Here is a 26596-nt window from a genome sequence, read left to right as displayed (position 1 = left end):
TAGTAATGTCGATTGCGACGTAACTATTGAAGCTTTTTGTTAGCTAAGTTTTTAAATTAAGCCAGATTATTGTTATACATGTAGTTCATCAATGAACGAGTTTCAGTAAATTCGTTTTCATCATGAAGAACAACGGTAACGATACGATCATGACCAGCTTTTTTAGCAGTTCCTACGAAACAGTAACCAGCAGGGCCGGTATAACCAGTTTTTAAACCATCAACGTTCAGAGAAGCTTGATAGTATCTTCTGCCTGGAAGCAAGTTGTTGTAGTTGTAAAGAGTTTGGCCATCGACAGTCATGCTAGGGATGCTTGAGTCTTTAACAACATCGGGGTAATCGTTGATGAAGTGGCGAGCCATGTGAGCCACGTAGTTGGCAGACATTAGGTTAGCGTAAACTCCAGAAACTTTATAACCATAAGGCGCTAATTCACTGTTTTCCATACCGTTAGCAGACACGAATTTTGCTCTAGTAAAGTTCCACTTTTGAGCTTGAGTATTCATCATACCAATGAATTTTTTGTTTGCGGCTGCATTTGAACCACCAGCGACCCATTGGCCTAATGCGATTGCAGCGTTATTTGAAGATTCAATCAATGCTGCAAGATAGAGGTCACGAACAGTATAAGAATTTTTGTTGAATTTAAATCCGCCATATACAGAAGATCGTCCCATTGACTTTAAACCAGCTGAGCTAGTATTGACTTTAGAATTCCAAGTTGCAGATGAGTTATCTAGTTTTTGTCGAACTAAATAAAGCGTCATTAACTTAGAAATCGATGCAATTGGTCTTAAAGTGTTACCATTTTTTGACCAAGCAACTTTACTTTTGGTAACGTCAATTGCGGCAGCAGATTTGGCATACTGTACTCCAGTAGAACCTGTTGCAGCATGGGTGGTAACTTCCTGGTTCATGGCGATACCAGAAAGGGTGGTAAATGATACTGATGCGACAGCCGTAATAATGACTGTCTTGAATAACTTAGTTAACTTCATAGCGATACTCCTTAATAAAATTACTGAAATTAATTTACCATTATTGACCGATTGATATCAATGGATTTGCGAAACTGTAATCGAACTGTGCACTTGATGTCATTTTATGTAATTAAAGTCGGAGAAATGTTACGAATGGTTCGACTTTTTTTATTAGATATTTTAGAGAATAAAAAACTTCCTTGATCCACATGCCGTGGAAAGGAAGTTTTATTTTTTAATATTTAAAATTAATCGGCGTGAACAAACTTACCTGGAGTTAATTTTGATGAAGCAATCCAGCCTTGTCCTTTAACATAAAGGAAAGTACCGTTTTTCTTGGCTTTGTTTTGAACTTTAACTGATTGGGTTACGTAATAAGTAGTGCCAGACTTTAATTTAGTTTTAGCTTGCATAGTAACAATTGGCTGATCAGCCATGAAGTTACCTTTAAAGACGTATGGTGTAGCGTCCTTAGTGTGATATGCCTTTGCTGGCTTGTAAAATGTAGGGTTAGCTGAAACTGTATAGGTATAAGTCTTAGCAGAAGATGCCTTCTTTGTACCAGTAGCTTTCTTAGCAGCAGTGACATTTGAAGTAGCAGCATTAGCAGCTAATGGTGCAGAGACCACCAAGGGTAAAGCAAGAGCAATAGTAGTAACAATCAAAGGAATTTTTTTCATAAAAATTTCCTCCCCTTTTTTTGAATTGACTAAAGTATACAATGTTACGAAAAGATGTCAATGACATACAATCGTAACATTAAGTAAAGATTGTTACGATTATCTAAAGGTGATTAATTTGTTGTTTAATTTTTTGATTTATAGCCAAAAACTCGGCTGATTTTTTAATTAATTCTCCATCTGAGAATTCCATTTTCTTGGTGCTTTCGAGTTGATTATTAAAGCTGTAGACCACATTATCAAACACCTTGGCGATGGCAAGATTATTTCTTACAATCGTTAAGACTTTAGCAATTGATGGTAAAGGTAATATTGATTTATATATAGAAATCAATATTAATTCTGCCAATTGATCTGTGCTGTATTTTTTATTGGTTGGCTTTTCAATTATCTGCTTTTTTACATAGCTGTTAATCATTGACTTGGTGATGGGCTGATCAACTAATTCGTTAGTGTATTGGTTGACCATTCCCAATAGTTGATCCATATACAGATCTATTACTGGAAGTTCAGCATATTCAGGTAATTTAACGGTGGGTTCTGCCATTCGAATTCTCCTTAATTTTGGATGCTTATATTATGCCATAAATAAATACAACATTCTACTTAACATAGACATCTAGTCTATGTTATATTAACTACATAACTAGGTACGCAAATTTAAAATGTTTCAAGGGTGGTTAATCATGTTGAGCGAACGAACCAAACAAATTATTTACGAGGCAGCAAACGCAGTAACTCATGGAATTGCTTTTATTATATCCATTATCTTAAGCGCGATGTTAGTCAGCAAATCTGTTAGAGACGGATTATCGAATACTGCAATCGTCAGTTTAATAATTTACAGTGTTACAGTCTGTGGGCTTTACCTGGCATCAACCTTGTTTCATTGTTTGGTTTTCACTAGGGCCAGACGTTTCTTTCAAATCTTGGATCATAGTAATATTTTTATTTTAATCGCTGGAACTTACACGCCATATTGTATTGTTTTTTTACATAGTCAGGCAGCGTACTGGCTGTTAGCGGTTATTTGGGGATTGAGCTTGGCTGGAATTGGTTTTCATATTCTTGGCCATGGTAAATATCAAAAAATTGAGACAACAGTTTACGTGATTATGGGATGGTTATGCTTGATACTTGGAAAAGAATTATATGTTGCCTTGGCACCGCAAGGATTTTGGCTGTTGGTAACTGGTGGAGTGATATTTACCACTGGTGCCATTATTTACAGTTTTAAAAGGATCCCCGGATTACATTTGATTTGGCATTTCTTCGTTATGGGAGGAACACTCGCTATGTTTATTTCTATATATATGAATGTTTGATTGAAATGTTAGACAGCAAAAATGTCTTGGAGTTTAATTGCTTGCTTTTTAGATTGGCAGGTTGTATTCTGTCTATATTCAAAAAAGGAGGTGATGTCTTTTGACCATTGGAAATAATCTTAAGGCATCAGCTGTTGAGGTTTCGACTAAATAGTTGATGCAATAAGAGAAGGCCGGCGAAATTAAATCGCCGGCTTTTTTGTGTTTTCATATAGTTTTCTCAACAATAAGGTTCATGTTGTTAATTAAATTAATCACAATTGTCATGTAATCAGTACCACAAAGTTAAGCGTGAACGGTTGATGACATAACGCTTACATAGCTTGTCATAAGTGGGAAAGAACCTTCTCGGTTTTTTGTAATAAATCTTTGTGAATCCATTTACATATAAAAAATCCAGTGCTATGCTTGAAACCGGTAACAAATTAATTTTTAAAGGGGACTATTAATAATGAAAGAAAATTTCGATTTCTTAATGCCTAGTGTTAACTTTTTTGGTAAGGGTGTCATCAAGAAGATTGGTGATCGTGCCAAAATGTTAAACATGACTAAGCCATTGATCGTAACTGATAAATTCTTGCGTTCTATGGATAACGGTCCAGTTGCTCAAACATTGGCATCATTAGATGCTGCCGGAGTAGACTACGCAATTTATGATGGTGTTGAACCAAACCCTAAAGTAAGAAATATTCAAGCAGCTAAGCAAGTTTACTTAGACAATAATTGTGACAGTATTATCACTGTTGGTGGTGGTTCTTCACATGATGCTGGTAAAGGAACTGGAATCATCTTGACTAATGGTGATGACATTACTAAGTTAGCCGGAATCGAAACTCTTGAAAATCCACTTCCTCCTTTGATGGCTGTTAACACAACTGCCGGAACTGCTTCTGAATTAACTCGTCACTGTGTTATCACTAATGAAGAGACTAAATTGAAGTTCGTAGTTGTTTCATGGAGAAACGTTCCTCTAGTTTCATTCAATGATCCAATGTTGATGTTGGATGTTCCTGCTGGCTTGACTGCCGCAACAGGAATGGACACATTCGTACAAGCTATTGAACCATATGTTTCAACCAATCGCAACGACATTACTGACGGCCAATGTGTTGAAGCTATCAAGTTAGTTGAAGAAAGCCTTCGTGAAGCCGTAGCTAATGGTCACGATATTGAAGCTAGAACTAAGATGGTTGAAGCAGAAATGCTTGGCGGAATGGCATTTAATAATGCTGACCTTGGATATGTTCATGCCATGGCTCACCAACTTGGTGGTCAATATGACGCTCCTCATGGTGTATGTTGTGCAATGCTTTTGCCAATCGTAGAAAAGTACAATATTATCGCAGCACCTGAAAGATTTGCTGAATTAGCAAAGATCATGGGTGAAGACACTACTGGACTTTCAACTCGTGATGCTGCTGAATTGTCAATTAAGGCAATGAGACAAATGTGTGACGATGTTAATATTCCAAGAAGTATCAAGTCAATTGGTGCAAAGCCAGAAGACTTTGAGCTAATGGCAGAAAATGCTCTTAAGGATGGTAATGCATTCTCTAACCCACGTAAAGGTACTAAAGAAGACATCATCAAATTATTCCAAGAAGCATATGACGCTGAATAATTAATAATTCAATAGTAAAACTAACAAGACGCGAATTTAATTCGCGTCTTGTTTTATAATTGGGTTAATTAAATTAAGTGGAGGTAAGCAATAATGAAAATTGGATTTATCGGCACTGGAATTATGGGTAGTGGGATGATCCATAATTTACTAGCGGCGGATTACACAGTCAACGTGTTTAATCGAACTAAAAAACATGCTGATTCAGTAATTAAGCAAGGAGCTATATGGCAGGAATCAGTAGCAGAGTTAACTAAAAACAGTGACGTGATAATTAGTATTGTTGGCTTCCCTAAAGATGTTGAAGAAGTTTATTTTAGTGATGAAGGAATTCTTACAAATTCACATGCTGGTCAAACTGTGATCGACATGACCACAAGTTCACCAATTTTGGCTAATAGAATCGCCTTAGAAGCGGAAACGGTAGGAGTAACATCTTTGGATGCACCTGTCTCTGGAGGCGATGTTGGCGCTCAACAAGGGACCTTAACGATCATGGTAGGTGGGGACAAAGACATCTACCAGAAAATGCAGCCGGTATTTAATGCTATGGGCAGTTCAATCAATCGATTTGGCGAAGCAGGAATGGGACAACATGCTAAGATGGCCAATCAAATTATGATTGCTGGCACAATGACAGGCATGATCGAATCGCTAGTATATGCAGATAAAGTTGGTCTTGATAAAGCGAGCGTGATCGATATGACAAGTGGGGGAGCAGCGCAAAACTGGAGTATGGATAATTATGGTCCACGGGTGCTAAAGGGCGATTATCAACCAGGGTTTATGGCTAAACACTTCTTGAAAGATTTAAGAATCGTTTTGACTGTGGCTAATGATTTAAATCTTGAGCTTCCTGGAACCACCGTTGCTGAACAACTTTATGATAAGATGGTGCAAAATCCTGAATGGGCTGATTTAGGAACTCAAGGATTAATAAAATTATATGAATCTCAGAATGACAAAAAAGGAACCAACCACTAATAATTGTGGTTGATTCCTTTTTTGTTATAAATTATTTTCGTTTTCTTCGACTCTGGATAGCCAGGGTTAGGCTAACACCAATTGAGACAAAGAAGAAGATTAGGGCTAATACAACTAGTCCAATTTTGAGGTTGTTTGGTAAATTATTCATTTGAATTATTAGTCCGATCACGATTGAAATGATCAAACAAATATCTGCAAAAATTTGTGTAGGCGAGAATACCAATCAAATCATTCCTTTCAAAATCATTATACCAAAGTTACTCGATGGACATTGCCTTTAATTTAGCCTTAGCTTCACTGTTTGCTTTCGCAACAGCAGCGGCTTGAATCTTCTTAACAAGTGCAGCTTGTTGGGCAGGTGTCATAGCTGGGTCTTGCATTCTAGCAGCCATAACTTGTTTCTTGATAACTGCAGCAAGCATCTTTTTAGAGTTAGCTTGTTGAGATTTCATTTGTGCCTGAAGGGTTTTAACTTGTTTAGGAGTTAAAACGATCCAATCGTTAGTAATTTCGAATTTGTTAACTCGAGAAATGTACTGATGATTAGTACCTAAACCTGCATAGAATATTTTAAAGAAATTATTCTTGTAAGTGTAACGTTTAGTAGTTGTTAATAATTGAGCTGATTGTTCACGATTACGTGAGAATTTATTAACAGTATTAGCATCTGCTTGAGTATGAGTAGTTTTCTTAGCTTCTTTGTTTTTGTAAACAACAACACTTTCATCCTTAGTACCTACAGGACTCTTAATAGCTACGTTCATATCCATGTTTTTAATTGCAAATGCTGGATCGATTTGTTTGATAGAAGTGACTGTTTCTTTTTTCATTCCTAAATGTTGTGAATCACCTAAGGTAATAGTAGCTAAGGAAGCCATTAAGCCAACAATTGAAATGATCCATGTAATGTTTCGAAGCCAGCCTTGCTTCATGCCAATGAATGATGAAGCAAATATTATCACGAAGATTATAATTAACGCGATTCCCATTATTTTTCACCTCCGGCTAATGGATTTACGGTGTTTTTGTCATTCAAGAAGAACGCAATGATTAGACCAGCAACTGAGAATACAACAGCGATTGAGAAGGCTGCAGCATAACCAGTTAATACGGCGTTAGTAGCATGTTCTTTATATAGTAATGGCATTGAAGCTAATAAAGACTTACCGGGCATTGAGTTCTTAGTAACATTAGATAAAACACTGACTAAGATGGCAGTACCCATTGAACTAGCAACCTGGCGAACAGTGTTGTTAACAGCAGTGGCGTGACTGACCAAGTTAAGTGGAAGGGAGTTCATACCAGAAGTGGTGATAGGCATCAAGGCCATGGCAACTCCGACCATTCGAATAGCGTACGTAATGATTAAGAATAGTAATGGTGTTTCCTTAGTTAAGAATAAGAAAGGAATTGTTCCTAGTGTAAGAAGTGTTAAACCAGTGATAGCTAAACGCTTGGCACCAATTTTATCGAAGATCCGACCAGTAATTGGGCTCATTACACCAATCATCAAAGCGCCAGGAAGTAGTGTTAATCCTGATTGCAAAGCTGAGTCGCCTCTGATTGTTTGCAAGTAGATTGGTAATACCATTTCAACACCAACCATGGCGATGTTGACGATGGCTGATAGAGTAGTGGTTAAACTAAATGTTCTAGTCTTGAAAACAGTTAGATTGAGGAATGGATGTGCTGACTTCAATTGACGAATTACAAAGAATGCAACGATGATGATACCTATGATAATCGTTGAGATAACAAGTGGGTCAGTCCAGCCTTTGTCACCAACTTCTGAGAATCCATACAACATTGAACCAAAACCGGCTGTTGATAATGCAGCTGACCACCAGTCCAATGATGATTTAGAAGTTGGGATAACAGTTTTAACTGTGAAGAACGAAATGATAATAACGACAATGATGAATGGAATCAACATTCCAAATAACATTCTCCATGAGTAACTATCAATGATAAATCCTGAAAGAGTTGGTCCAATAGCTGGAGCCATTCCAATAGCTAATCCAAGGATACCCATGATGGTTCCACGTTTTTCAGGAGGGAAGATTGAAAGGTTGACTGTTTGAGCAAGTGGCATAGTAATACCAACGGCAATACCTTGAATCAAGCGACCAATAAATATAGTACTAAAGTCGGAGGCAACGAATGCGAGTATCGTACCAACCAAAAATAGTGACATAGCAGTCATATACAAGGTTCTTGAACTAAATCGATTCAACAACCAAGCAGTAATTGGAATCATAACCCCATTTACCATCATGAAACCAGTGGTTAACCACTGGACAGTTGACGTACTAGCATCAAATGCCTTCATAAGGGCAGGATAAGCAGTAGCTAACATAGTACTACTTAGGATGGTGATGAATGTTCCAAAAACAATAGTTGCGACCATTAATACACGGCTATAAGGTTTGCCGTGAATGTCTAAAGCTTTTTCGGACAAGGCGAAATTCCTTCTTTCTTTTCTTGTTTCATAAATAATGACAAAAGTTAGAATACTACCGGCGAGAACGATTGTCAACAAATCTGACAACAATAATCGATTCTTTAATATTGACGGACGAAAAAATAACAACTATAATTTCCAATGTTGTATTGATAGGATTAATTATTAGTAGGTGAATAGTATTGGTAGAAACTTCAAAGGGTGGTTTGTTTAATACTGAAAAGTTAATATTTGGTATTCGACAAGTGACTCAAATAACTGGCGTTTCTTCACGTCAATTAAGATATTGGGAACAACAAAATTATATTTCACCGATCCAACAAAAAAAGGGAACTTCTCGTCAGTATGATATGCATACATTGCTAAAAATCGCTAATATTCAGCGCTTCTTAAGCCAAGGGTTTACATTGTCAGTGGCTGTGGAAAAGGCTATTAAGGTGGGACGAGAAGCTCCATTAATCAGAGACTTTGTTTTGTCACGGATGAATGGTGTCAACATTGAGTCAGACGATCGAGCAACCATTGACTTTGGATTTTTAGATGACAGCCATAAGCAACGGGTGCTTGGAGTTATTGATCATGGCAAGACCTCTTTTGAAATTATTGATGAGGTATAATGTAATAAAAGCAAGGCAGACTAATATCTACCTTGCTTTTTTATTGCCGACTATTTGGTTAATTGTTTATATAATCCTAAGATGGTTTTATCCGATAATTCGAGAGATTTACCGTCAACAGTTACTGATTCGATTTCGTAATAGTCTTCCAAATCCGGGGTTTCTAGTCTTTGATTAGCTACGAAGTCTTCGACACTGTTATAGGAAATTTTACTTGATGAGTTCCCGTTTTTATAAGTAATTTCTAGCATTTTAAACACTGTCCTTTCTGTTATTATTGTAGGAATAATGAATGCGTAATGCAATTAACAAGGTCGTTTAAATTTAGTTAGCTTATTTTCTAATTGCGTGCAATTTAGTGTTGCCGAATTCAAATTCATGTTAAATTAAACGATTAATAAAAGAAAAGATACAAATGAAGAGAGTCGATAATGCATGATGCATATGGGGGATATTCAATGAAGCGTTGAGGCTTATTTATGGTTACTTTATTGATGGGGTTATTCACAGTTGAAAGTTTGACGACTGATAGTGAGCAGGCCACCACGGTCAAATTTGATAATAATATGATCACTTCAAAGAACCTGACATCTCATGGCGTTATTAAATATAATTTTGCTTCTCCTGCAAAGAAATATAATGGGACCGTTAAGACGGCAACTAATAAATGGAACAAGGCGCTAGGTAAGCGGGTGTTTGCGGCTTCTAAGTCCGCTAATGATTTTAGGCTGGTTATTACCAATTCTAATATCACTCCTGGTTTAGCGGGGGTTGCTGAAGTCAATAGTGGCGTAATCGGTCAGTTATGCAACATTACTCAAGCCATAAGCAGTTCTAATTCACGAACTTGGTCATACGCTAGGCACTAAAGATTTGTATCTTTATCCTAATGCAGGCTTGAGAAAGCAGTTTGAGCGCGGAGCAATTATGGGTGGTAATTACTCAACAACTATTAAAAGATTCGATGCTGATTTAGCAAAATGGTCGTTGAACAAGACTAACTCGCTCAGTGAGAAACAACTTCTAATTTACAGGGCTTTACCTAACCTATACTTTCAGAAGTATGTCAGTTAACTTTAAGTTATATTGACAATGAGTATTGGGTAATTTATCATTAAACGCATAATACAGTGAAACAAGAATAGTAATATGGTACTTGAGTAATCAGAAATTTGACGGTAATGCGAGTCAAACGGGTACGCATACGAAATTACACTTGTGGAGTTATCTATATTAATAGACGGGTCATTACGTTACCAATGAGCAAGAGAGATCAATAAATTATTGATAAACTTGGGTGGTAACGCGGAAAAATTCGTCCCTAGCATTAATTTGCTAGGGATTTTTTATTTTTAGGAGGAAAACTTATGAACATTATTGATGAATTACAATGGCGTGGTGCAGTTAACCAAGAAACAGATCATGATGGTCTATATGACTTAGTTAACGATAAAAAGATTGGTATTTACGTTGGAGTTGACCCAACTGGAGACAGTATGCATATTGGTCACTTGATTCCATTCATGATTTTAAAAAGGTTCCAATTAGCTGGCCATAAACCGGTTGCTGTTATCGGTGGCGGTACAGGTTCAATTGGTGATCCAAGTGGTAAGAAGTCAGAACGAGTTCTTCAGTCAATGGATCAAGTGCATCACAATGAACAAGCTTTAACAGCTCAGATGCAAAACCTTTTTGGTGATGACGGACAGTTCGAAATTGTTAATAATTACGATTGGCTATCAAAAATTAGTCTACTAGATTTCCTACGTGACTATGGGAAGCTATTCAATGTTAATACAATGTTGAATAAAGAAATCGTGGCTAGTCGTCTAGAAGTCGGTATTTCATTCACTGAATTTACTTACCAAATTTTGCAATCTGTAGATTTCCTTCATCTATATAAGAATAATGATGTGCAACTTCAATTAGGTGGAGCAGATCAATGGGGTAACATTACATCAGGTATTGATTTGATACATAAGGTAGAAGGATCAGATACTCGGGTATACGGTTTAACTATTCCATTGATGCTTAAAGCTGACGGCACTAAATTCGGTAAGACGGCTGGTGGAGCAGTTTGGTTGGATCCAGAAAAGACCACCCCTTATGAATTTTACCAATTCTGGATTAATCAAGATGATCGTGACGTTGTTAAATATTTGAAGTACTTTACTTTCTTAAGCCAAGAAGAAATTGAGACATTATCTGAGAAGGTTAAGACACAACCAGAGAAGCGTGAAGCACAGAGACGTTTGGCAGAAGAAGTCACAGAGTTTGTTCATGGTAAGCAAGCTGTTGTTGAAGCAGAACATATTTCAGCTGCATTGTTCTCTGGGGATGTCGCTAAATTGACGTCATCAGAAATTGAGCAAGGATTTAAAAACATGCCTACAGTTGAAGTGTCATCAGAAAAGCGCAACATTGTTGAGTGGCTGGTAGACGTAACAGCTATTGAACCTTCTCGTCGTCAAGCACGTGAAGATATTACTAACGGTGCAATCAGAATTAATGGAGACAAGATCACTGATGTTGATAGTGAGATTGATCCTTCATCTAAGTTCGATGGTAAGTTTGTGATCGTTAGACGTGGTAAGAAACGTTACTTCCTTGCTAAAGTAAAATAGATTGTCAAGCAAATCGATTTGATTTGCTTTTTTTATTGACAATTATTACAAAAGTGAGTATATTATTACTTGCGGCTTTGAGATATTTGTTTCTTAGTCGCTAGATAATATTTTAAAAAAAGTATTGACCGGAAAGTTAATTCTTGATAAGATATTACATGTTGCTGATTGAGAGCGAACGACATATACCAATTTGAAAATAAATTAGTTGTTGACATTATTTTCTGATTATTATATACTTATCTTCGTTGCTTAATTGCAACATACGACTGAGTTTTGAAGCTTGTTGATGAGATTTGGATCTCAACATGAAGTTACAATCAGTTAGGTAGACCTTTGAAAACTGAACAAAATTTTCGACAAACAAATGTGTAGGGTTCTTTGATCGTTAGATCAAAGACAAACAATTTGCGAAGTCAATTCGCTAGTAACAAAAAAATAATCATGAGCTTACAAGCTTATCATTTTAAAATGAGAGTTTGATCCTGGCTCAGGACGAACGCTGGCGGCGTGCCTAATACATGCAAGTCGAACGCGTCTACGTTAATGAAATCAATGTGCTTGCACGGCGATGGATTTAACATTAGACGAGTGGCGAACTGGTGAGTAACACGTGGGTAACCTGCCCTCAAGCAGGGGATAACACTTGGAAACAGGTGCTAATACCGTATAACAACAAAAACCGCATGGTTTTTGTTTGAAAGATGGTTTCGGCTATCACTTGAGGATGGACCCGCGGCGTATTAGCTAGTTGGTGAGGTAATGGCTCACCAAGGCAATGATACGTAGCCGACCTGAGAGGGTAATCGGCCACATTGGGACTGAGACACGGCCCAAACTCCTACGGGAGGCAGCAGTAGGGAATCTTCCACAATGGACGAAAGTCTGATGGAGCAACGCCGCGTGAGTGAAGAAGGGTTTCGGCTCGTAAAACTCTGTTGTTAAAGAAGAACAGGTGTAAGAGTAACTGTTTACACCGTGACGGTATTTAACCAGAAAGCCACGGCTAACTACGTGCCAGCAGCCGCGGTAATACGTAGGTGGCAAGCGTTGTCCGGATTTATTGGGCGTAAAGCGAGCGCAGGCGGTCTTTTAAGTCTGATGTGAAAGCCTTCGGCTTAACCGGAGAAGTGCATCGGAAACTGGGAGACTTGAGTGCAGAAGAGGACAGTGGAACTCCATGTGTAGCGGTGAAATGCGTAGATATATGGAAGAACACCAGTGGCGAAGGCGGCTGTCTGGTCTGTAACTGACGCTGAGGCTCGAAAGCATGGGTAGCGAACAGGATTAGATACCCTGGTAGTCCATGCCGTAAACGATGAGTGCTAAGTGTTGGAGGGTTTCCGCCCTTCAGTGCTGCAGCTAACGCATTAAGCACTCCGCCTGGGGAGTACGACCGCAAGGTTGAAACTCAAAGGAATTGACGGGGGCCCGCACAAGCGGTGGAGCATGTGGTTTAATTCGATGCTACGCGAAGAACCTTACCAGGTCTTGACATCTTCTGCTAACCCAAGAGATTGGGCGTTCCCTTCGGGGACGGAATGACAGGTGGTGCATGGTTGTCGTCAGCTCGTGTCGTGAGATGTTGGGTTAAGTCCCGCAACGAGCGCAACCCTTATTGTTAGTTGCCAGCATTTAGTTGGGCACTCTAGCAAGACTGCCGGTGACAAACCGGAGGAAGGTGGGGACGACGTCAAATCATCATGCCCCTTATGACCTGGGCTACACACGTGCTACAATGGACGGTACAACGAGTCGCGAAACCGCGAGGTCAAGCTAATCTCTTAAAGCCGTTCTCAGTTCGGATTGCAGGCTGCAACTCGCCTGCATGAAGTTGGAATCGCTAGTAATCGTGGATCAGCATGCCACGGTGAATACGTTCCCGGGCCTTGTACACACCGCCCGTCACACCATGAGAGTTTGTAACACCCAAAGTCGGTGAGGTAACCTTTTGGAGCCAGCCGCCTAAGGTGGGACAGATGATTAGGGTGAAGTCGTAACAAGGTAGCCGTAGGAGAACCTGCGGCTGGATCACCTCCTTTCTAAGGAATAATACGGAAACCTACACATCGTCGAAAGTTTTGTTTAGTTTTGAGAGGTCTACTCTCATATTTGGTTAACGCTTTTTTGGGCCTATAGCTCAGCTGGTTAGAGCGCACGCCTGATAAGCGTGAGGTCGATGGTTCGAGTCCATTTAGGCCCATCCACCGGCCTTATGACCGGAGAAGTATGGGGAATTAGCTCAGATGGGAGAGCACCTGCTTTGCAAGCAGGGGGTCAGCGGTTCGATCCCGCTATTCTCCATTGACACGAGAGTGTCTGGAATTTTGTTCTTTGAAAACTAGATAATATTAATTTTCTGTAGTGAATTATATTTAGAATATAATTTCAACCGAGAACACCGCGTATTGAGTCAATAAAATTAACGAATAAGTTTAATCGCATAAACTCAATTAATCAGTATCACGAAGTGATACTAGGTTAAGTTATTAAGGGCGCATGGTGAATGCCTTGGCACTAGGAGCCGATGAAGGACGGGACTAACACCGATATGCTTCGGGGAGCTGTACGTAAGCTTTGATCCGGAGATTTCCGAATGGGGAAACCCAGCAGTTTTAATCGACTGTTACTGGTCAGTGAATACATAGCTGATCAGAGGTAGACGTGGGGAACTGAAACATCTAATTACCCACAGGAAGAGAAAGAAAAATCGATTCCCTAAGTAGCGGCGAGCGAACGGGGAACAGCCCAAACCAAAGAGCTTGCTCTTTGGGGTTGTAGGACTGAACATTTGAGTTACCAAAGTTGTTGATAATCGAACAATCTGGGAAGATTGGCGAAACAGGGTGATAGCCCCGTAGATGAAATCAATGACCCTCAGTTCAGGATCCTGAGTACGGCGACACACGTGAAACGTCGTCGGAATCCGGGAGGACCATCTCCCAAGGCTAAATACTCCCTAGTGACCGATAGTGAACCAGTACCGTGAGGGAAAGGTGAAAAGCACCCCGGAAGGGGAGTGAAATAGTTCCTGAAACCATGTGCCTACAAGCAGTTAGAGCCCGTTAATGGGTGATAGCGTGCCTTTTGTAGAATGAACCGGCGAGTTACGGTAACATGCAAGGTTAAGGTGAAAAGCCGGAGCCGCAGCGAAAGCGAGTCTGAAATGGGCGTTTAAGTATGTTGCTGTAGACCCGAAACCAGGTGATCTACCCATGTCCAGGCTGAAGGTGAGGTAAAACTTACTGGAGGGCCGAACCCGTGTACGTTGAAAAGTGCTGGGATGAGGTGTGGGTAGCGGTGAAATTCCAAACGAACTTGGAGATAGCTGGTTCTCTCCGAAATAGCTTTAGGGCTAGCCTCGGACTTAGAATCATGGAGGTAGAGCACTGTTTGGACGAGGGGCCCGTCATGGGTTACTGAGTTCAGATAAACTCCGAATACCATTGATTTATATCCGGGAGTCAGACGGTGAGTGATAAGATCCATCGTCGAAAGGGGAACAGCCCAGACCACCAGTTAAGGTCCCTAAATGTATGCTAAGTGGAAAAGGATGTGGAGTTGCATAGACAACTAGGATGTTGGCTTAGAAGCAGCCACTCATTTAAAGAGTGCGTAATAGCTCACTAGTCGAGTGATTCCGCGCCGAAAATTTACCGGGGCTAAGCATACTACCGAGACTGTGGACATGACCATTCGGTCATGTGATAGGAGAGCGTTCTAAGGGCAATGAAGTCAGACCGTAAGGACTGGTGGAGCGCTTAGAAGTGAGAATGCCGGTATGAGTAGCGAAAGATCAGTGAGAATCTGATCCACCGAATGACTAAGGTTTCCTGGGGAAGGCTCGTCCTCCCAGGGTTAGTCGGGACCTAAGCCGAGGCCGAGAGGCGTAGGCGATGGATAACAGGTTGAGATTCCTGTACTAGTTGATTATGTTTGAGCGATGGAGGGACGCAGGAGGCTAAGTTGTGCGCACGATTGGAAATGTGCGTTCAAGCTATGAGTCAGTTGAGGAGTCAAATGCTTCTCAGCGGGTTGACAAGTAGTGATGAGGACCGAAATTTAAGTAGGGAAGCAACTGACGTCACACTGCCGAGAAAAGCTTCTAGTGAGTAATCAACTACCCGTACCGCAAACCGACACAGGTAGTCGAGGAGAGAATCCTAAGGTGAGCGAGTGAACTCTCGTTAAGGAACTCGGCAAAATGACCCCGTAACTTCGGGAGAAGGGGTGCTGACCGCAAGGTCAGCCGCAGTGAAAAGGCCCAGGCGACTGTTTATCAAAAACACAGGTTTCTGCAAAATCGTAAGATGACGTATAGGGGCTGACGCCTGCCCGGTGCTGGAAGGTTAAGTGGATGAGTTAGCTTCGGCGAAGCCCAGAAATGAAGCCCCAGTAAACGGCGGCCGTAACTATAACGGTCCTAAGGTAGCGAAATTCCTTGTCGGGTAAGTTCCGACCCGCACGAAAGGCGTAACGATCTGGGCACTGTCTCAACGAGAGACTCGGTGAAATTAAGATACCTGTGAAGAAGCAGGTTACCCGCGACAGGACGGAAAGACCCCATGGAGCTTTACTGTAGCTTGATATTGGGTGTTGACACAGCTTGTACAGGATAGGTAGGAGCCGATGAAGTCGGAACGCTAGTTTCGACAGAGGCGTTGGTGGGATACTACCCTCGCTGTGTGAACACTCTAACCCGCGCCACTTAGCGTGGCGGGAGACAGTGTCAGGTGGGCAGTTTGACTGGGGCGGTCGCCTCCCAAACAGTAACGGAGGCGCCCAAAGGTTCCCTCAGAATGGTTGGAAATCATTCATAGAGTGTAAAGGCAGAAGGGAGCTTGACTGCGAGACAGACAGGTCGAGCAGGGACGAAAGTCGGGCTTAGTGATCCGGTGGTACCGTATGGAAGGGCCATCGCTCAACGGATAAAAGCTACCCTGGGGATAACAGGCTTATCTCCCCCAAGAGTCCACATCGACGGGGAGGTTTGGCACCTCGATGTCGGCTCATCGCATCCTGGGGCTGTAGTCGGTCCCAAGGGTTGGGCTGTTCGCCCATTAAAGCGGTACGCGAGCTGGGTTCAGAACGTCGTGAGACAGTTCGGTCCCTATCCGTCGCGGGCGTAGGAAATTTGAGAGGAGCTGTCCTTAGTACGAGAGGACCGGGATGGACATACCGCTGGTGTACCAGTTGTGCCGCCAGGCGCATCGCTGGGTAGCTATGTATGGATGAGATAAACGCTGAAAGCATCTAAGTGTGAAACTCGCCTCAAGATGAGATTTCCCATTCCTATATGGAAGTAAGACCCCTCAGAGATGATGAGGTAGATAGGTTGGAAGTGGAAGTGCAGTGATGTACGGAGCGGACCAATACTAATCGGTCGAGGACTTAACCAAAAAATGGTGGTAAGTACCGGTACAGAAAATTAATATTAGCTAGTTTTGAGAGAACAAAGTTCTCTAAGTAACATAGTGTGGTGGCGATAGCCTGAAGGATACACCTGTTCCCATGCCGAACACAGAAGTTAAGCTTCAGCACGCCGAGAGTAGTTGGGGGATCGCCCCCTGCAAGGGTAGGACGTTGCCACGCGATTTATGGAGGATTAGCTCAGCTGGGAGAGCATCTGCCTTACAAGCAGGAGGTCACAGGTTCGATCCCTGTATCCTCCATATTGAGCCGTTAGCTCAGTTGGTAGAGCATCTGACTTTTAATCAGAGGGTCGGCAGTTCGAGACTGCCACGGCTCATTACAATTGAATATATCTTAGCGCATAGCAATATTTAATGTAAAAATTGCCGACTTAGCTCAGCTGGCAGAGCACCTGTCTTGTAAACAGGGGGTCGGAAGTTCGAATCTTCTAGTCGGCATTTTTGCGGAAGTAGTTCAGTGGTAGAACATCACCTTGCCATGGTGGGGGTCGCGGGTTCGAATCCCGTCTTCCGCTTGTTATGCCGGGGTGGCGGAATTGGCAGACGCACAGGACTTAAAATCCTGCGGTCAGTGATGACCGTACCGGTTCGATCCCGGTCCTCGGCATATAATGCACCCATAGCGCAACTGGATAGAGTGTCTGACTACGAATCAGAAGGTTGTAGGTTCGACTCCTACTGGGTGCATAGTTTTTCGGGAAGTAGCTCAGCTTGGTAGAGCACCTGGTTTGGGACCAGGGGGTCGCAGGTTCGAATCCTGTCTTCCCGATTGGTAGGAATTATTTTAATAGTATGACTATCATCGATCGCGGTGTAGCTCAGCTGGCTAGAGCGTCCGGTTCATACCCGGGAGGTCGGGGGTTCGATCCCCTCTGCCGCGATATAGGTCTTGGACCTTTAGCTCAGTTGGTTAGAGCAGACGGCTCATAACCGTCCGGTCGTAGGTTCGAGTCCTACAAGGTCCATTGACTCACTATTGTTAGTGTTTGTATTATGTAGTATAATATTGTTTGTGTTTTATTATGGAGGATTACCCAAGTCTGGCTGAAGGGAACGGTCTTGAAAACCGTCAGGTGGGTCAAACCACGCGAGAGTTCGAATCTCTCATCCTCCTTTTAATTATCGCGGGATGGAGCAGTCTGGTAGCTCGTCGGGCTCATAACCCGAAGGTCGTTGGTTCAAATCCAGCTCCCGCAATTTTGGTCCGTTGGTCTAGTTGGTTTAGGACGCCTGCCTGTCACGCAGGAGATCACGAGTTCGAGTCTCGTACGGACCGGTTATGGCTCGGTAGCTCAGTCGGTAGAGCAATGGATTGAAGCTCCATGTGTCGGCAGTTCGATTCTGTCCCGCGCCACTTTAATTAAATATTTATCATGCGGGTGTAGTTTAGTGGTAAAACCACAGCCTTCCAAGCTGTTGTCGCGAGTTCGATTCTCGTCACCCGCTTTTTTATATTCAATGGGCCTATAGCTCAGCTGGTTAGAGCGCACGCCTGATAAGCGTGAGGTCGATGGTTCGAGTCCATTTAGGCCCATATTGGAGAAGTACTCAAGTGGCTGAAGAGGCGCCCCTGCTAAGGGTGTAGGTCGCGTAAGCGGCGCGAGAGTTCGAATCTCTCCTTCTCCGTTTTGGTTTTTTATTAGATAATATATGACCCGTTGGTCAAGTGGTTAAGACACCGCCCTTTCACGGCGGTAACATGGGTTCGAATCCCGTACGGGTCATTCAATAAACATCATAATATAATTATCGCGGGATGGAGCAGTCTGGTAGCTCGTCGGGCTCATAACCCGAAGGTCGTTGGTTCAAATCCAGCTCCCGCAATTTTGGTCCGTTGGTCTAGTTGGTTTAGGACGCCTGCCTGTCACGCAGGAGATCACGAGTTCGAGTCTCGTACGGACCGGTCGTAAAGGAGAAAGCAGATATCTGCTTTCTCCTTTTTTAATACCCTTGGGTCTTTTCTAGCAGCGTGATAGATTAAAAATCTAGTGTCCAGTAGGGCGTGTAGATTTGAAGCCCACCTCCGGTATACAATTTAATCGTAATAAATTCATAATCGGCAAGCCTGTATTGGTCATTCTTTGGACCGAAACTTCTTGCTTAGATTTAAATTATGGTAATTCCCGAATAAACATTATAAAATACAATTACTTAATTTTATGATGGGAGATTAGCTATGGGACAATATATAGTACATTCAACTTTAAGACCTTTAGGAACGCAGGTAATGAATCAAACGGGTGGACATTCATATTTATCTGATGAGCCTGCAGTTGCCCAAGGAACGGATGCAGGACCAAATCCAGTTCAGTATTTGCTGGGAGCTGTTGGTAGCTGCATGAGTGTGACAGCAAGAAATATTGAGAATGAAGAAGACAATCTAACAATTAAGAAGTTTAAAGTTGACGTTTATGGCGAAACAACACAGTATCCTGATGGAAGCTCCAAGGTAACTGATATGAAGATTAAGTTAACCGCGGAAACAAATCTTTCAGCAGAAGACCATCAGTTTTTCATGAATGAAGTGGTCAGGAAATGTACAGTTCATGCTTCATTAGTAGGTTCTATTCCTATGACAATTGAATTTGCATAAATAAAAAGATCTGAGATGAACACATCTCAGATCTTTTTTAATGGACAAACTTGAAATTTGATTCATGGCTATAAAAACTAGGATCATTATTGTATGTCTCTGGCATCAATAATGGATTAGCTTTCTTCCACATTTCGAATTGTGTTGGTGAGTTCCACGTGGTTAACAGAACTCGCTCATTGATGTTCTTATAACTGTGTAATGAGTATATTGAATGCATTCCTGAAGGGAGTGGATTGCTCATTAACTGGTTAATCCTGGCATCGAAAACTTTTTGCTGATCAATATCTAATTTAGTAGCGATAAAGCTAATGAACCCGTGCCAGTCATCTGTGCCACCATGACTGAGGACATCATACTGAACGAGAGATTTAAAGATAGAATCTTTACCGGAAACGTCTAATAGCATTAATTCATTACGATTATTTAACGCATCATATAATATTAGATCTCGATCAGGATTGTCTTTTTTAATCTTGCTTAAGATTGGCTCACTACCAAATGTCATTGAAATATTTCTAATCATGATCCCGCCTCCTATTTCAACTTAATTATACTTTTTTTGTAAACGGTAACCAAACATTTACAATCCCAAAATATCTTTCTATACTTAGTCAAAGGGAGGAAATTGCCGTGAAATTAACAGTATTAGGATACCTAGGTGGCTACCCAAGTCACGGAGATGGTACAAGTGCGTACTTATTAGAATCAAATGATTATAAGTTATTGATTGATTTTGGTAGTGGGGCATTGCTTAGTTTAGAGAAGGTGGCAGATCCTTTGACTATTGATGCAATGATTTTAACTCATTATCACAATGACCATATTGCTGACGTTGGTGTTATGCAATATTATTGGCAGTTACATAATGATCGACCAAATGCAAAAGTCTTGCCAATTTATGGTCATACAGCAGATAAACAGCATTTTGAAAGTTTGGATTGGCCAGGTTCAACAGAAAAAAGAGCTTATGATCCAGAAAAAGAGTTAAACATAGGACCATACAAGATAACATTCATGAAAACTCATCATCCAGTTGTTGCTTATGCACTAAGAATTGAAGAAAGCCAAACTGGAAAGGTATTAGTATTTACTGCAGATAGCGCATATTTCGGTGGTTTGATATCATTTTGCCAAGATGCTGACTTATTACTTACTGACACTAACTTCTATGCTGATAAGCAAGGGAAAAAATGGCATATGACTACTGAAGAAACTGGGAGACTTGCTAGCCAAGCTAACGTTAAACGTTTGTTATTAAGTCATCTACCTGAGTCAGATGATGTTGAAAGACTAGTAACCGAGACTACAGATGCTTTATCCGACTCAATTCAGGTTGAAACTGCCAGTACTAGGGTGTCAGTCGAAATATGAAGCTTCTGTGAACAAAAGCATATAAAATAGAAATAACTGTGAACTTCTGGATTCTAGTAGTCATCTCTTATATACTTTGATTATAAATTAAAGTTAAGGGGATGTTTAACTATGACAATCGAATTTTTATCAACTCCAAGTTGTACTTCTTGTAGAAAAGCTAAGGCTTGGTTACAAGCGAATGAAGTCGCTTATAAAGAAAGAAATATTTTCGCAAATCCATTGAGTAAAGCAGAATTAAAGAAAATTCTTATGCTTTCTGAAGAAGGTACAGAAGCTTTGATTTCAACTAGATCATTTGCGGTTCAGGAATATCGGCATAGACTCGATTCAATGAACTTAAATGAATTATTAAACTTATTGGCTGCTCATCCAGAAATGATCAGAAGACCAATTATTATGGATGAAAATCGATTACAAATTGGCTTTAACGATGACGAAATTAGAAGATTTTTGCCTAGACATATCCGTAAAAAAGATCTTGCTAGAATGATTGCAAAGGCGCAGTAATTGCGTGATATTACTTGTTTTTCATCAATTTAAGCCGTATCATTTACATGAATGGTATTAGTGTTACAATAAATGAATACTAAATGACCCTTGGTTATGGAATGGGGTGGACAAGCATGGAAATGGAACGGATTAATGAGAACACGATTCGAGTACTTATTGGAACCGAAGATTTAGACAAGCGCGGGATTACTGTGCTTGATTTACTTGGTAATCATAAACAGATTGAAAGCTTCTTCTACAGCATCTTAGAAGAGGTCGATAAAGATCACCAATTTCAAAATAATGATGCCGTTACGTTCCAGGTCTTACCAAATCAGAACGGTTTGGAACTATTTATTAGCAAAGATGTTGATCTTGACAAGGATGATTTAATCCTTGGACCTGATGATGAACATAAAGACAGTGTCTCAAAATTCATTGATGAACAGCGAGAAGCTGCTGAGTTGAAAAAGTCTGACACTAGTGAAGCTGATGAATTTGGCCATCAAAAGAGAACGGTAATTGTTGAATTTAATGATTTTGAAAATTTCATCGAGTTAGCAAAAGCTCTGCGTTTAGAAAATGGAACATCTGACTTGTATCTCTATAAGGGTAACTATTACCTGAGATTACAATTGTTCAGCAATGATCCTGTAGATATCGTAGTTGCTGATGAAATTGCGATTGCTTATGAGTATGGAAATAAAACTCGTGTTACCAATGATGTATTAACTGAATATGGTGATTTGGTAATGGAGAATAGTGCATTAGAATTAAGTCGTTACTATTTTAAATAAATCATCAAAATATTAAAAAGCTACATTGCAGTTAATCTGCAATGTAGCTTTTTCTTTTAAAATAGTTGTGGGAACAATGTTCTAGTTTGATTTTCAAAATTGTCTTCTGTTACAGAAGCTAATTCAATTTCATATTTATGATCTTCGAAACTAACTTGTAGACGGTCACTCGAAATGAATTTATATTTGACGCCTAATTCAATCAGTAATTTCACCAGCATTTGTACTGCTGAAGAGAATTTATCCAAAGCAGGCAAGACTTCTGTTCGATCTGTCCGGGCCTGCTTGAACTTTAATCCCTGCTGACTACCAAATTTTTGCAGACTGCCATTGCTGGTTAATTGTGATAGCCGACCACTAGGTGTTAATTCAGGATGATCAATCATTCGAGCGACACGCTGAAGAACTTCAAATACCTGTTCATTTGCTTCAAGAGTTGTCGCAGTCTTGTTAAGTTTCGTAATTAATTGGCGCATTTCTTCTTCCATACATGATTTTTTATCTGGTGCCTCTAATGCTACTCGATCATTATCATCGAATGAGGTTTTTAATGCCTCACGCATATTTTCGGGTTCTTCTGAGTCAACGAAGAGGGATAAAAAGTATGTCTTTAAAAAAGTTAATGTCTCAGCACTAATCCCGTTTTCCTCGAACGGATTATTATCAAAAACACGAAATTCTAGATAATCGATTCCTTGGCTAGGGTAGTCTAGATATGATTCTTGACCACGAAGCCTAACAGGACCATAAAATTCAGATGGTGAATAAAGATGCTTTTTCGCAATTCCATTAGAAATCATTTTGACATAGTGCTTCAAACTTGAGTAGACAGTCACACTAACCTCGTCTTGTGGTCGATTGACATAACCAAAATGACTATTGCGAATACTTCTGACAGGTTGTTGTAACTCGGTTGGGGTCTTCTCGAAGAATCCTTTTTCAGCTACCGGACTGGCGCCTAGAAAGTATGTTAAAAAGAAGCGATGCAAAACAAACTGTTGTGCAAGTCCAAAGTAAACATCATTTTTAAACTGAATAAATGATTTATACTCCGACTCATATTGCGAATACAATTTTTTTAATAAGGTATTAGGCAAACTGAAATTAATGTGGATTCCAGTCACAATTTTAGGTTGAACACCATATTTTTCAGTTAGGTAATCGTGATATTCAGCATATGCTGGTCTGTCAAAATTATTTTTTACGAACTCGATTTCCTTACTAGTTAAAACTGGTGGCATACTGAGTGGCCAGATCAATTCGTCATCGCGAAGATGATCATGAAGAACAGTTTGTAAGGTGTCGAGCTGATTGATAGTATCTTGAATGTTTGTATGTGGATCAGTAATTATTTCTGATTGACTTTCGGCGAAATCTGATTGTAAGTAAGGGTGAAATTCACGGGAACCTAATTCGCTCGGATATGGATGGTTACTTAAACGACCATTTTTCATTGCCCGATGTTCCTCAATTTCAACGCCAATTGAACTCTTTTTAAGTTCGTCGACAAGTCCTAACTTTTGAATATTTTCTAGGATATTTTGCAACATATTTCCATCCTCCAGTCCATTAGTTAAATCAATTATAAACAAAAATCACAATAAAAGCGTATTTACTGATTGGAAGGTGATTGTATGTTGATGGCTTTGAGAAATGAACAACTGGTTTTGGCCAGAGATGCTAATAAGAAGCATCATTATTTTTGTCCCAAATGTGGTAGTTCTGTTAAGTTAAAAATTGGGATGAATCGACAGCCATATTTTGCTCATTTACAAAAGTTAGGTTCAATTGAGGCTGAGAGCGCCCAACATAAGGATGGCAAACAGCAGTTATTAGAAGATATGTTGAAACAAAGATTAAACGCTCAGACAGAGGTAGTGATGAGCAATCATGAACAACGTGCGGATGTGTACGTCCCCGATGCTAAAATAGTTTTGGAATATCAATGTAGTTCAATATCTGTGAGCAATGTTGCCAAACGAACCAGTGAATACAAAGATTCAGAAATAGATGTGTGGTGGATCTTAGGTGACAATTACTTGAAGAGGAGACTAACCATTGCGACTATCCAAAAATTTGCTAGGTTTAAGGTCGAATGTGGATTTTACTTAATCTTTTATTCGGTGATCCAAAGAAAGTATGTAATTTGGAGCCATATTCAAGAAGCTAATGGCCAATATACATATCAATCTATCGGCTTCTATAGTTTGCATGAATGTTGGTTAAGTCGGAATCAAATTACTTATAAAGTACCAACTAGACATCAGAGAAAGTTGGAAATTTTAAAAGAGAGCAAACGAATTCAAATCGGCATTCTGAAGAAGAATAGTTCGTGTGCTGAATTGGCAGAACTGTGTTATCAGCGTGGAAAGCTACTAGCAGGCGCGCCGAATGTTTGTCATTCACTTAACGGTAGATTTTATCCACTCTTTCTGAAAGGTGGATTTGATTTTAGGCTGCGAATGTTATTTACAATTACTGACTATCGTGGCGAGTTTCTAAATAATGAAGAATTGTGGCAGTTGTACCAAGAAATACTTAGACAATACCAAATAAATTTTGTTCAAGTCCGTGGAGTTTCCCAATTTTACCTGATTGAATTTAGAAGATTCATTCGTGATCTTAGAGAAGCAAGTGTCATCAAATACAGTAATAATGGGATTAAATTGATTGCTTCACCTGATTGGTATTCAGATTATGAGCACAAAAGGCTTGCCATTGAGCAAATTGAATGATTTATGGTAATCTTTATTCATAACGACAATTTAGGAGGAGTACTATGGCAGAAGTAACAGAGTTACCACTGAGAAAAGATGTCGATCCAGAATTAACATGGGATTTAACTACGATCTATCATGATGATTCTGAATTCCAAACGGATTTTGAAAACGTTAAAAAACAAATTGATAGTTATTCTAAATTAACTGGCACATTAGCAAATGATGCTCAAAGCCTTTTGAAAGCAACAACAGCAATTTTGGCTGGTGCTAGATTGTTAGACAAAGTTTATGTATATGCTCAATTAAAAAATGATCAGGATACAAGCGTAGACAAGTATCAGTCGATGCTTGCCCAGGTATCTGACTTAGCATCACAATTTTCTGCGGCCACTGCTTGGTTTGACCCTGAATTACTTCGTTTAGACAGTCAAAAGATGGATCAATACTACGAAGCTGAACCAAAGCTAAAAGATTATCGTCGCTTTTTCAACCAGACATTTAGCCTTAGAGACCATATTCTAAGTGATGATGTTGAACATGCACTTGCATTGTCTAGTGATGTGTTTGATTCAGGAGAAAAGACATTTGGGATTTTAAATAATACCGACCTTTCATTTCCAACTGTAACTGATGAGGAAGGAAACAAGGTCAAACTGTCTGATGGTGTATATGGTGTTTTGCTAGAATCGGCTGATCCTTCAGTTCGCCGACAGGCATTTAAAAAATTATATGAAGTTTATAGCCAATTTCAACATACATTAAGTGCAACTTTAACTACTAATGTTAAACAACATAATTTAAAGGCCAACTTGAAACATTACGATAATGCCCTTCAGGCAGCGTTAACTGTGAATGAAATTCCAACTAATGTTTACCAGAACTTGATTGATGTGGTAAATGAGCATTTGCCATTACTCCATCGATACGTTCAGTTGCGTAAGCAGATTTTAGGTGTAGATGAGTTGCATATGTATGATATGTATACATCCTTGGTTGGAGAACAGTCTCCTCGGTACACATTTGATGAATCCAAACGAATTGCACGTGATGCACTTCAAGTTTTAGGCGACGACTATGTTAGTCACGTTGATGAAGAATTCAACCAACGATGGATCGATGTGGTGGAAAATCGCTATAAACGAAGTGGGGGATATTCCTCAGGCACATATGATACTAACCCGTTTATTTTGTTGAATTGGCAAGATAATTTGGATAACTTGTATACACTGATTCACGAAACCGGTCATAGTATGCACAGCTACTATGCTAAAAATAATCAACCATTCCAATATGGTGATTACTCGATTTTTGTTGCAGAAATTGCTTCAACTACAAATGAAAACTTGCTGACAGACCAATTACTTGCTGACCCAAACATTGATAGTAATCTAAAGAAACACATTTTAAATTATTATCTTGATGGATTTAAAGGAACAGTTTTCCGTCAGACACAGTTTGCTGAATTTGAACAGTTTATTCATGAACAGGATGCTGCTGGTCAACCATTGACCGCTAGCTTCTTGAATGAAAATTATTTGAAGTTGAACCAAAAGTATTATGGGGATGCGGTAATCTCTGATGATGAAATTGGATTAGAATGGTCACGGATTCCACATTTTTACTACAATTTTTATGTTTACCAATATGCTACTGGATTTGCAGCTGCCTCAACACTTGCTGATAAGGTGGTTAACGGTGATCAGAGAGATGTTGATGCGTACCTTGGATTTTTAAAGTCTGGAAGCTCTGATATTCCCACTAACGTAATGAAGAAGGCAGGGGTAGACATGACTAAGCCAGAGTATTTGGAAAAGGCATTTGCAATCTTTGAAGAAAGATTGAATGAGTTTGAAAAATTAGTTACTAAGTAAACAAAAAAACGGTTAATAGATA

The 26596-nt window shown here is 40.0% G+C and carries 20 protein-coding genes, 21 tRNA genes, 3 rRNA genes and 1 other annotated feature; of the genes, 36 read left to right on the top strand and 8 right to left on the bottom strand.

The genetic code is table 11. The annotated features are described in order from the left end of the window. Positions 1-56: 56 nt before the first annotated feature. From O0236_RS08300 to O0236_RS08290, 3 genes are all read right to left on the bottom strand, one after another. On the bottom strand, positions 57-998 hold the full coding sequence (locus O0236_RS08300) for a D-alanyl-D-alanine carboxypeptidase family protein (RefSeq protein WP_268913701.1): 942 nt from the start codon (positions 996-998) through the stop codon (positions 57-59). A 230-nt stretch (positions 999-1228) separates the two neighbouring features. After that, a complete protein-coding gene (locus O0236_RS08295; protein ID WP_268913703.1) occupies positions 1229-1660 on the bottom strand; it encodes a hypothetical protein in 432 nt (143 codons plus the stop codon). 103 nt (positions 1661-1763) lie between these two features. Further along, a complete protein-coding gene (locus tag O0236_RS08290; RefSeq protein ID WP_268913704.1) occupies positions 1764-2207 on the bottom strand; it encodes a DUF1836 domain-containing protein in 444 nt (147 codons plus the stop codon). 139 nt (positions 2208-2346) lie between these two features. On the opposite strand from O0236_RS08290, the gene trhA reads away from it, so the two are divergent. The 3 genes from trhA (at position 2347) to O0236_RS08275 (ending at position 5590) form a co-directional block, all read left to right on the top strand. Beyond that, the gene (gene trhA, locus O0236_RS08285; protein WP_268913706.1) at positions 2347-2985 is read left to right on the top strand and encodes a PAQR family membrane homeostasis protein TrhA; all 639 of its coding nucleotides are present in this window, start codon (positions 2347-2349) and stop codon (positions 2983-2985) included. 451 nt (positions 2986-3436) lie between these two features. Beyond that, positions 3437-4606: an iron-containing alcohol dehydrogenase gene (locus tag O0236_RS08280; protein ID WP_268913708.1), complete on the top strand. Its 1170-nt coding sequence runs from the start codon at positions 3437-3439 to the stop codon at positions 4604-4606. 93 nt (positions 4607-4699) lie between these two features. After that, on the top strand, positions 4700-5590 hold the full coding sequence (locus O0236_RS08275; RefSeq protein WP_268913710.1) for an NAD(P)-dependent oxidoreductase: 891 nt from the start codon (positions 4700-4702) through the stop codon (positions 5588-5590). Between the two features lie 260 nt (positions 5591-5850). Here O0236_RS08275 and O0236_RS08270 read toward each other — a convergent pair whose 3' ends face one another. Both O0236_RS08270 and O0236_RS08265 read right to left on the bottom strand, forming a co-directional pair. Further along, positions 5851-6582 (bottom strand): DUF4811 domain-containing protein, encoded by a 732-nt coding sequence (locus O0236_RS08270; protein ID WP_268913712.1) that lies wholly within the window; start codon positions 6580-6582, stop codon positions 5851-5853. Next, positions 6582-8000 carry an MDR family MFS transporter gene (locus tag O0236_RS08265; RefSeq protein WP_329608927.1) on the bottom strand — a complete coding sequence of 473 codons (1419 nt, stop codon included), beginning with the start codon at positions 7998-8000 and terminating at the stop codon, positions 6582-6584. The genes O0236_RS08270 and O0236_RS08265 overlap by 1 nt, the downstream gene beginning before the upstream one ends. Before the next feature lie 236 nt (positions 8001-8236). On the opposite strand from O0236_RS08265, the gene O0236_RS08260 reads away from it, so the two are divergent. Then, on the top strand, positions 8237-8671 hold the full coding sequence (locus O0236_RS08260) for a MerR family transcriptional regulator (RefSeq protein WP_268913714.1): 435 nt from the start codon (positions 8237-8239) through the stop codon (positions 8669-8671). A gap of 50 nt (positions 8672-8721) precedes the next feature. On the opposite strand, the gene O0236_RS08255 is transcribed toward O0236_RS08260, so the two are convergent. Next, positions 8722-8922: a hypothetical protein gene (locus O0236_RS08255; protein ID WP_268913716.1), complete on the bottom strand. Its 201-nt coding sequence runs from the start codon at positions 8920-8922 to the stop codon at positions 8722-8724. A gap of 228 nt (positions 8923-9150) precedes the next feature. Between O0236_RS08255 and O0236_RS08250 the strand changes: the two genes are divergently transcribed. The 27 genes from O0236_RS08250 (at position 9151) to O0236_RS08120 (ending at position 19320) form a co-directional block, all read left to right on the top strand. Then, complete coding sequence (locus O0236_RS08250; RefSeq protein ID WP_268913717.1) at positions 9151-9540, top strand: hypothetical protein; 390 nt, start codon at positions 9151-9153, stop codon at positions 9538-9540. Positions 9541-9792: 252 nt separating this feature from the next. Then, positions 9793-9997, top strand: a binding site (T-box leader). 41 nt (positions 9998-10038) lie between these two features. Continuing rightward, a complete protein-coding gene (gene tyrS, locus O0236_RS08245; RefSeq protein WP_268913721.1) occupies positions 10039-11295 on the top strand; it encodes a tyrosine--tRNA ligase in 1257 nt (418 codons plus the stop codon). A 467-nt stretch (positions 11296-11762) separates the two neighbouring features. Continuing rightward, positions 11763-13337: ribosomal RNA gene (locus O0236_RS08240) — 16S ribosomal RNA — on the top strand. 87 nt (positions 13338-13424) lie between these two features. Further along, a tRNA-Ile gene (locus O0236_RS08235) sits at positions 13425-13498 on the top strand. A gap of 28 nt (positions 13499-13526) precedes the next feature. Beyond that, positions 13527-13599: transfer RNA gene (locus O0236_RS08230), tRNA-Ala, on the top strand. Between the two features lie 175 nt (positions 13600-13774). Beyond that, positions 13775-16694 (top strand): 23S ribosomal RNA (locus tag O0236_RS08225). A 76-nt stretch (positions 16695-16770) separates the two neighbouring features. Continuing rightward, positions 16771-16887 (top strand): 5S ribosomal RNA (gene rrf, locus O0236_RS08220). Together the 16S, 23S and 5S rRNA genes with 21 tRNA genes alongside form the textbook arrangement of a ribosomal RNA operon. 7 nt (positions 16888-16894) lie before the next feature. Beyond that, a tRNA-Val gene (locus tag O0236_RS08215) sits at positions 16895-16967 on the top strand. A gap of 4 nt (positions 16968-16971) precedes the next feature. Continuing rightward, positions 16972-17044 (top strand) — tRNA-Lys (locus O0236_RS08210). Positions 17045-17092: 48 nt separating this feature from the next. Beyond that, positions 17093-17165 (top strand) — tRNA-Thr (locus O0236_RS08205). Between the two features lie 5 nt (positions 17166-17170). Next, a tRNA-Gly gene (locus O0236_RS08200) sits at positions 17171-17242 on the top strand. Positions 17243-17248: 6 nt separating this feature from the next. After that, a tRNA-Leu gene (locus tag O0236_RS08195) sits at positions 17249-17334 on the top strand. Positions 17335-17340: 6 nt separating this feature from the next. Further along, positions 17341-17414 (top strand) — tRNA-Arg (locus tag O0236_RS08190). Between the two features lie 8 nt (positions 17415-17422). Further along, positions 17423-17496 (top strand) — tRNA-Pro (locus O0236_RS08185). Positions 17497-17534: 38 nt separating this feature from the next. Continuing rightward, a tRNA-Met gene (locus O0236_RS08180) sits at positions 17535-17608 on the top strand. Between the two features lie 10 nt (positions 17609-17618). Then, positions 17619-17692 (top strand) — tRNA-Ile (locus O0236_RS08175). A 59-nt stretch (positions 17693-17751) separates the two neighbouring features. Beyond that, positions 17752-17841: transfer RNA gene (locus tag O0236_RS08170), tRNA-Ser, on the top strand. Positions 17842-17850: 9 nt separating this feature from the next. Then, positions 17851-17924: transfer RNA gene (locus O0236_RS08165), tRNA-Met, on the top strand. A 4-nt stretch (positions 17925-17928) separates the two neighbouring features. Beyond that, positions 17929-18003 (top strand) — tRNA-Asp (locus O0236_RS08160). A gap of 5 nt (positions 18004-18008) precedes the next feature. Beyond that, positions 18009-18081: transfer RNA gene (locus O0236_RS08155), tRNA-Phe, on the top strand. A 21-nt stretch (positions 18082-18102) separates the two neighbouring features. Then, a tRNA-Gly gene (locus O0236_RS08150) sits at positions 18103-18173 on the top strand. 14 nt (positions 18174-18187) lie between these two features. Beyond that, positions 18188-18261 (top strand) — tRNA-Ile (locus tag O0236_RS08145). 4 nt (positions 18262-18265) lie between these two features. Next, positions 18266-18353, top strand: a tRNA-Ser gene (locus O0236_RS08140). Between the two features lie 26 nt (positions 18354-18379). Then, positions 18380-18451, top strand: a tRNA-Glu gene (locus O0236_RS08135). A 26-nt stretch (positions 18452-18477) separates the two neighbouring features. Next, positions 18478-18551, top strand: a tRNA-Met gene (locus O0236_RS08130). Between the two features lie 4 nt (positions 18552-18555). Beyond that, positions 18556-18630, top strand: a tRNA-Asp gene (locus O0236_RS08125). 273 nt (positions 18631-18903) lie between these two features. Next, the gene (locus tag O0236_RS08120) at positions 18904-19320 is read left to right on the top strand and encodes an OsmC family protein (RefSeq protein WP_268913736.1); all 417 of its coding nucleotides are present in this window, start codon (positions 18904-18906) and stop codon (positions 19318-19320) included. A gap of 37 nt (positions 19321-19357) precedes the next feature. Here O0236_RS08120 and O0236_RS08115 read toward each other — a convergent pair whose 3' ends face one another. After that, entirely contained in the window at positions 19358-19846 is a 489-nt protein-coding gene (locus O0236_RS08115; RefSeq protein ID WP_268913738.1) for a monooxygenase, read from the bottom strand. A gap of 107 nt (positions 19847-19953) precedes the next feature. Here O0236_RS08115 and O0236_RS08110 point away from each other — a divergent pair, with 107 nt between their 5' ends. The 3 genes from O0236_RS08110 to O0236_RS08100 all read left to right on the top strand — a co-directional run bounded on the left by O0236_RS08110 (position 19954) and on the right by O0236_RS08100 (position 21983). Then, on the top strand, positions 19954-20694 hold the full coding sequence (locus O0236_RS08110) for an MBL fold metallo-hydrolase (protein ID WP_268913740.1): 741 nt from the start codon (positions 19954-19956) through the stop codon (positions 20692-20694). Positions 20695-20805: 111 nt separating this feature from the next. Continuing rightward, positions 20806-21204 carry a transcriptional regulator Spx gene (gene spx / locus O0236_RS08105; protein WP_268913742.1) on the top strand — a complete coding sequence of 133 codons (399 nt, stop codon included), beginning with the start codon at positions 20806-20808 and terminating at the stop codon, positions 21202-21204. Between the two features lie 116 nt (positions 21205-21320). After that, positions 21321-21983, top strand: a complete 663-nt coding sequence (locus O0236_RS08100) for an adaptor protein MecA (protein ID WP_268913743.1) — start codon at positions 21321-21323, stop codon at positions 21981-21983. 56 nt (positions 21984-22039) lie between these two features. Here the strand turns inward: O0236_RS08100 and O0236_RS08095 are convergent, their stop codons facing one another. Then, positions 22040-23533: a gamma-glutamylcysteine synthetase gene (locus O0236_RS08095; protein ID WP_268913745.1), complete on the bottom strand. Its 1494-nt coding sequence runs from the start codon at positions 23531-23533 to the stop codon at positions 22040-22042. A gap of 84 nt (positions 23534-23617) precedes the next feature. Here O0236_RS08095 and O0236_RS08090 point away from each other — a divergent pair, with 84 nt between their 5' ends. Then, entirely contained in the window at positions 23618-24718 is a 1101-nt protein-coding gene (locus O0236_RS08090; RefSeq protein ID WP_268913747.1) for a competence protein CoiA, read from the top strand. A gap of 44 nt (positions 24719-24762) precedes the next feature. After that, positions 24763-26574 (top strand): oligoendopeptidase F, encoded by a 1812-nt coding sequence (gene pepF, locus O0236_RS08085; RefSeq protein ID WP_268913748.1) that lies wholly within the window; start codon positions 24763-24765, stop codon positions 26572-26574. Positions 26575-26596: the final 22 nt, after the last annotated feature.

It is taken from the genome of Lentilactobacillus sp. SPB1-3 (genome assembly GCF_026913205.2).
Lineage (GTDB): Bacteria > Bacillota > Bacilli > Lactobacillales > Lactobacillaceae > Lentilactobacillus > Lentilactobacillus terminaliae.
This window is presented reverse-complemented; position numbering and strand designations above follow the sequence as displayed.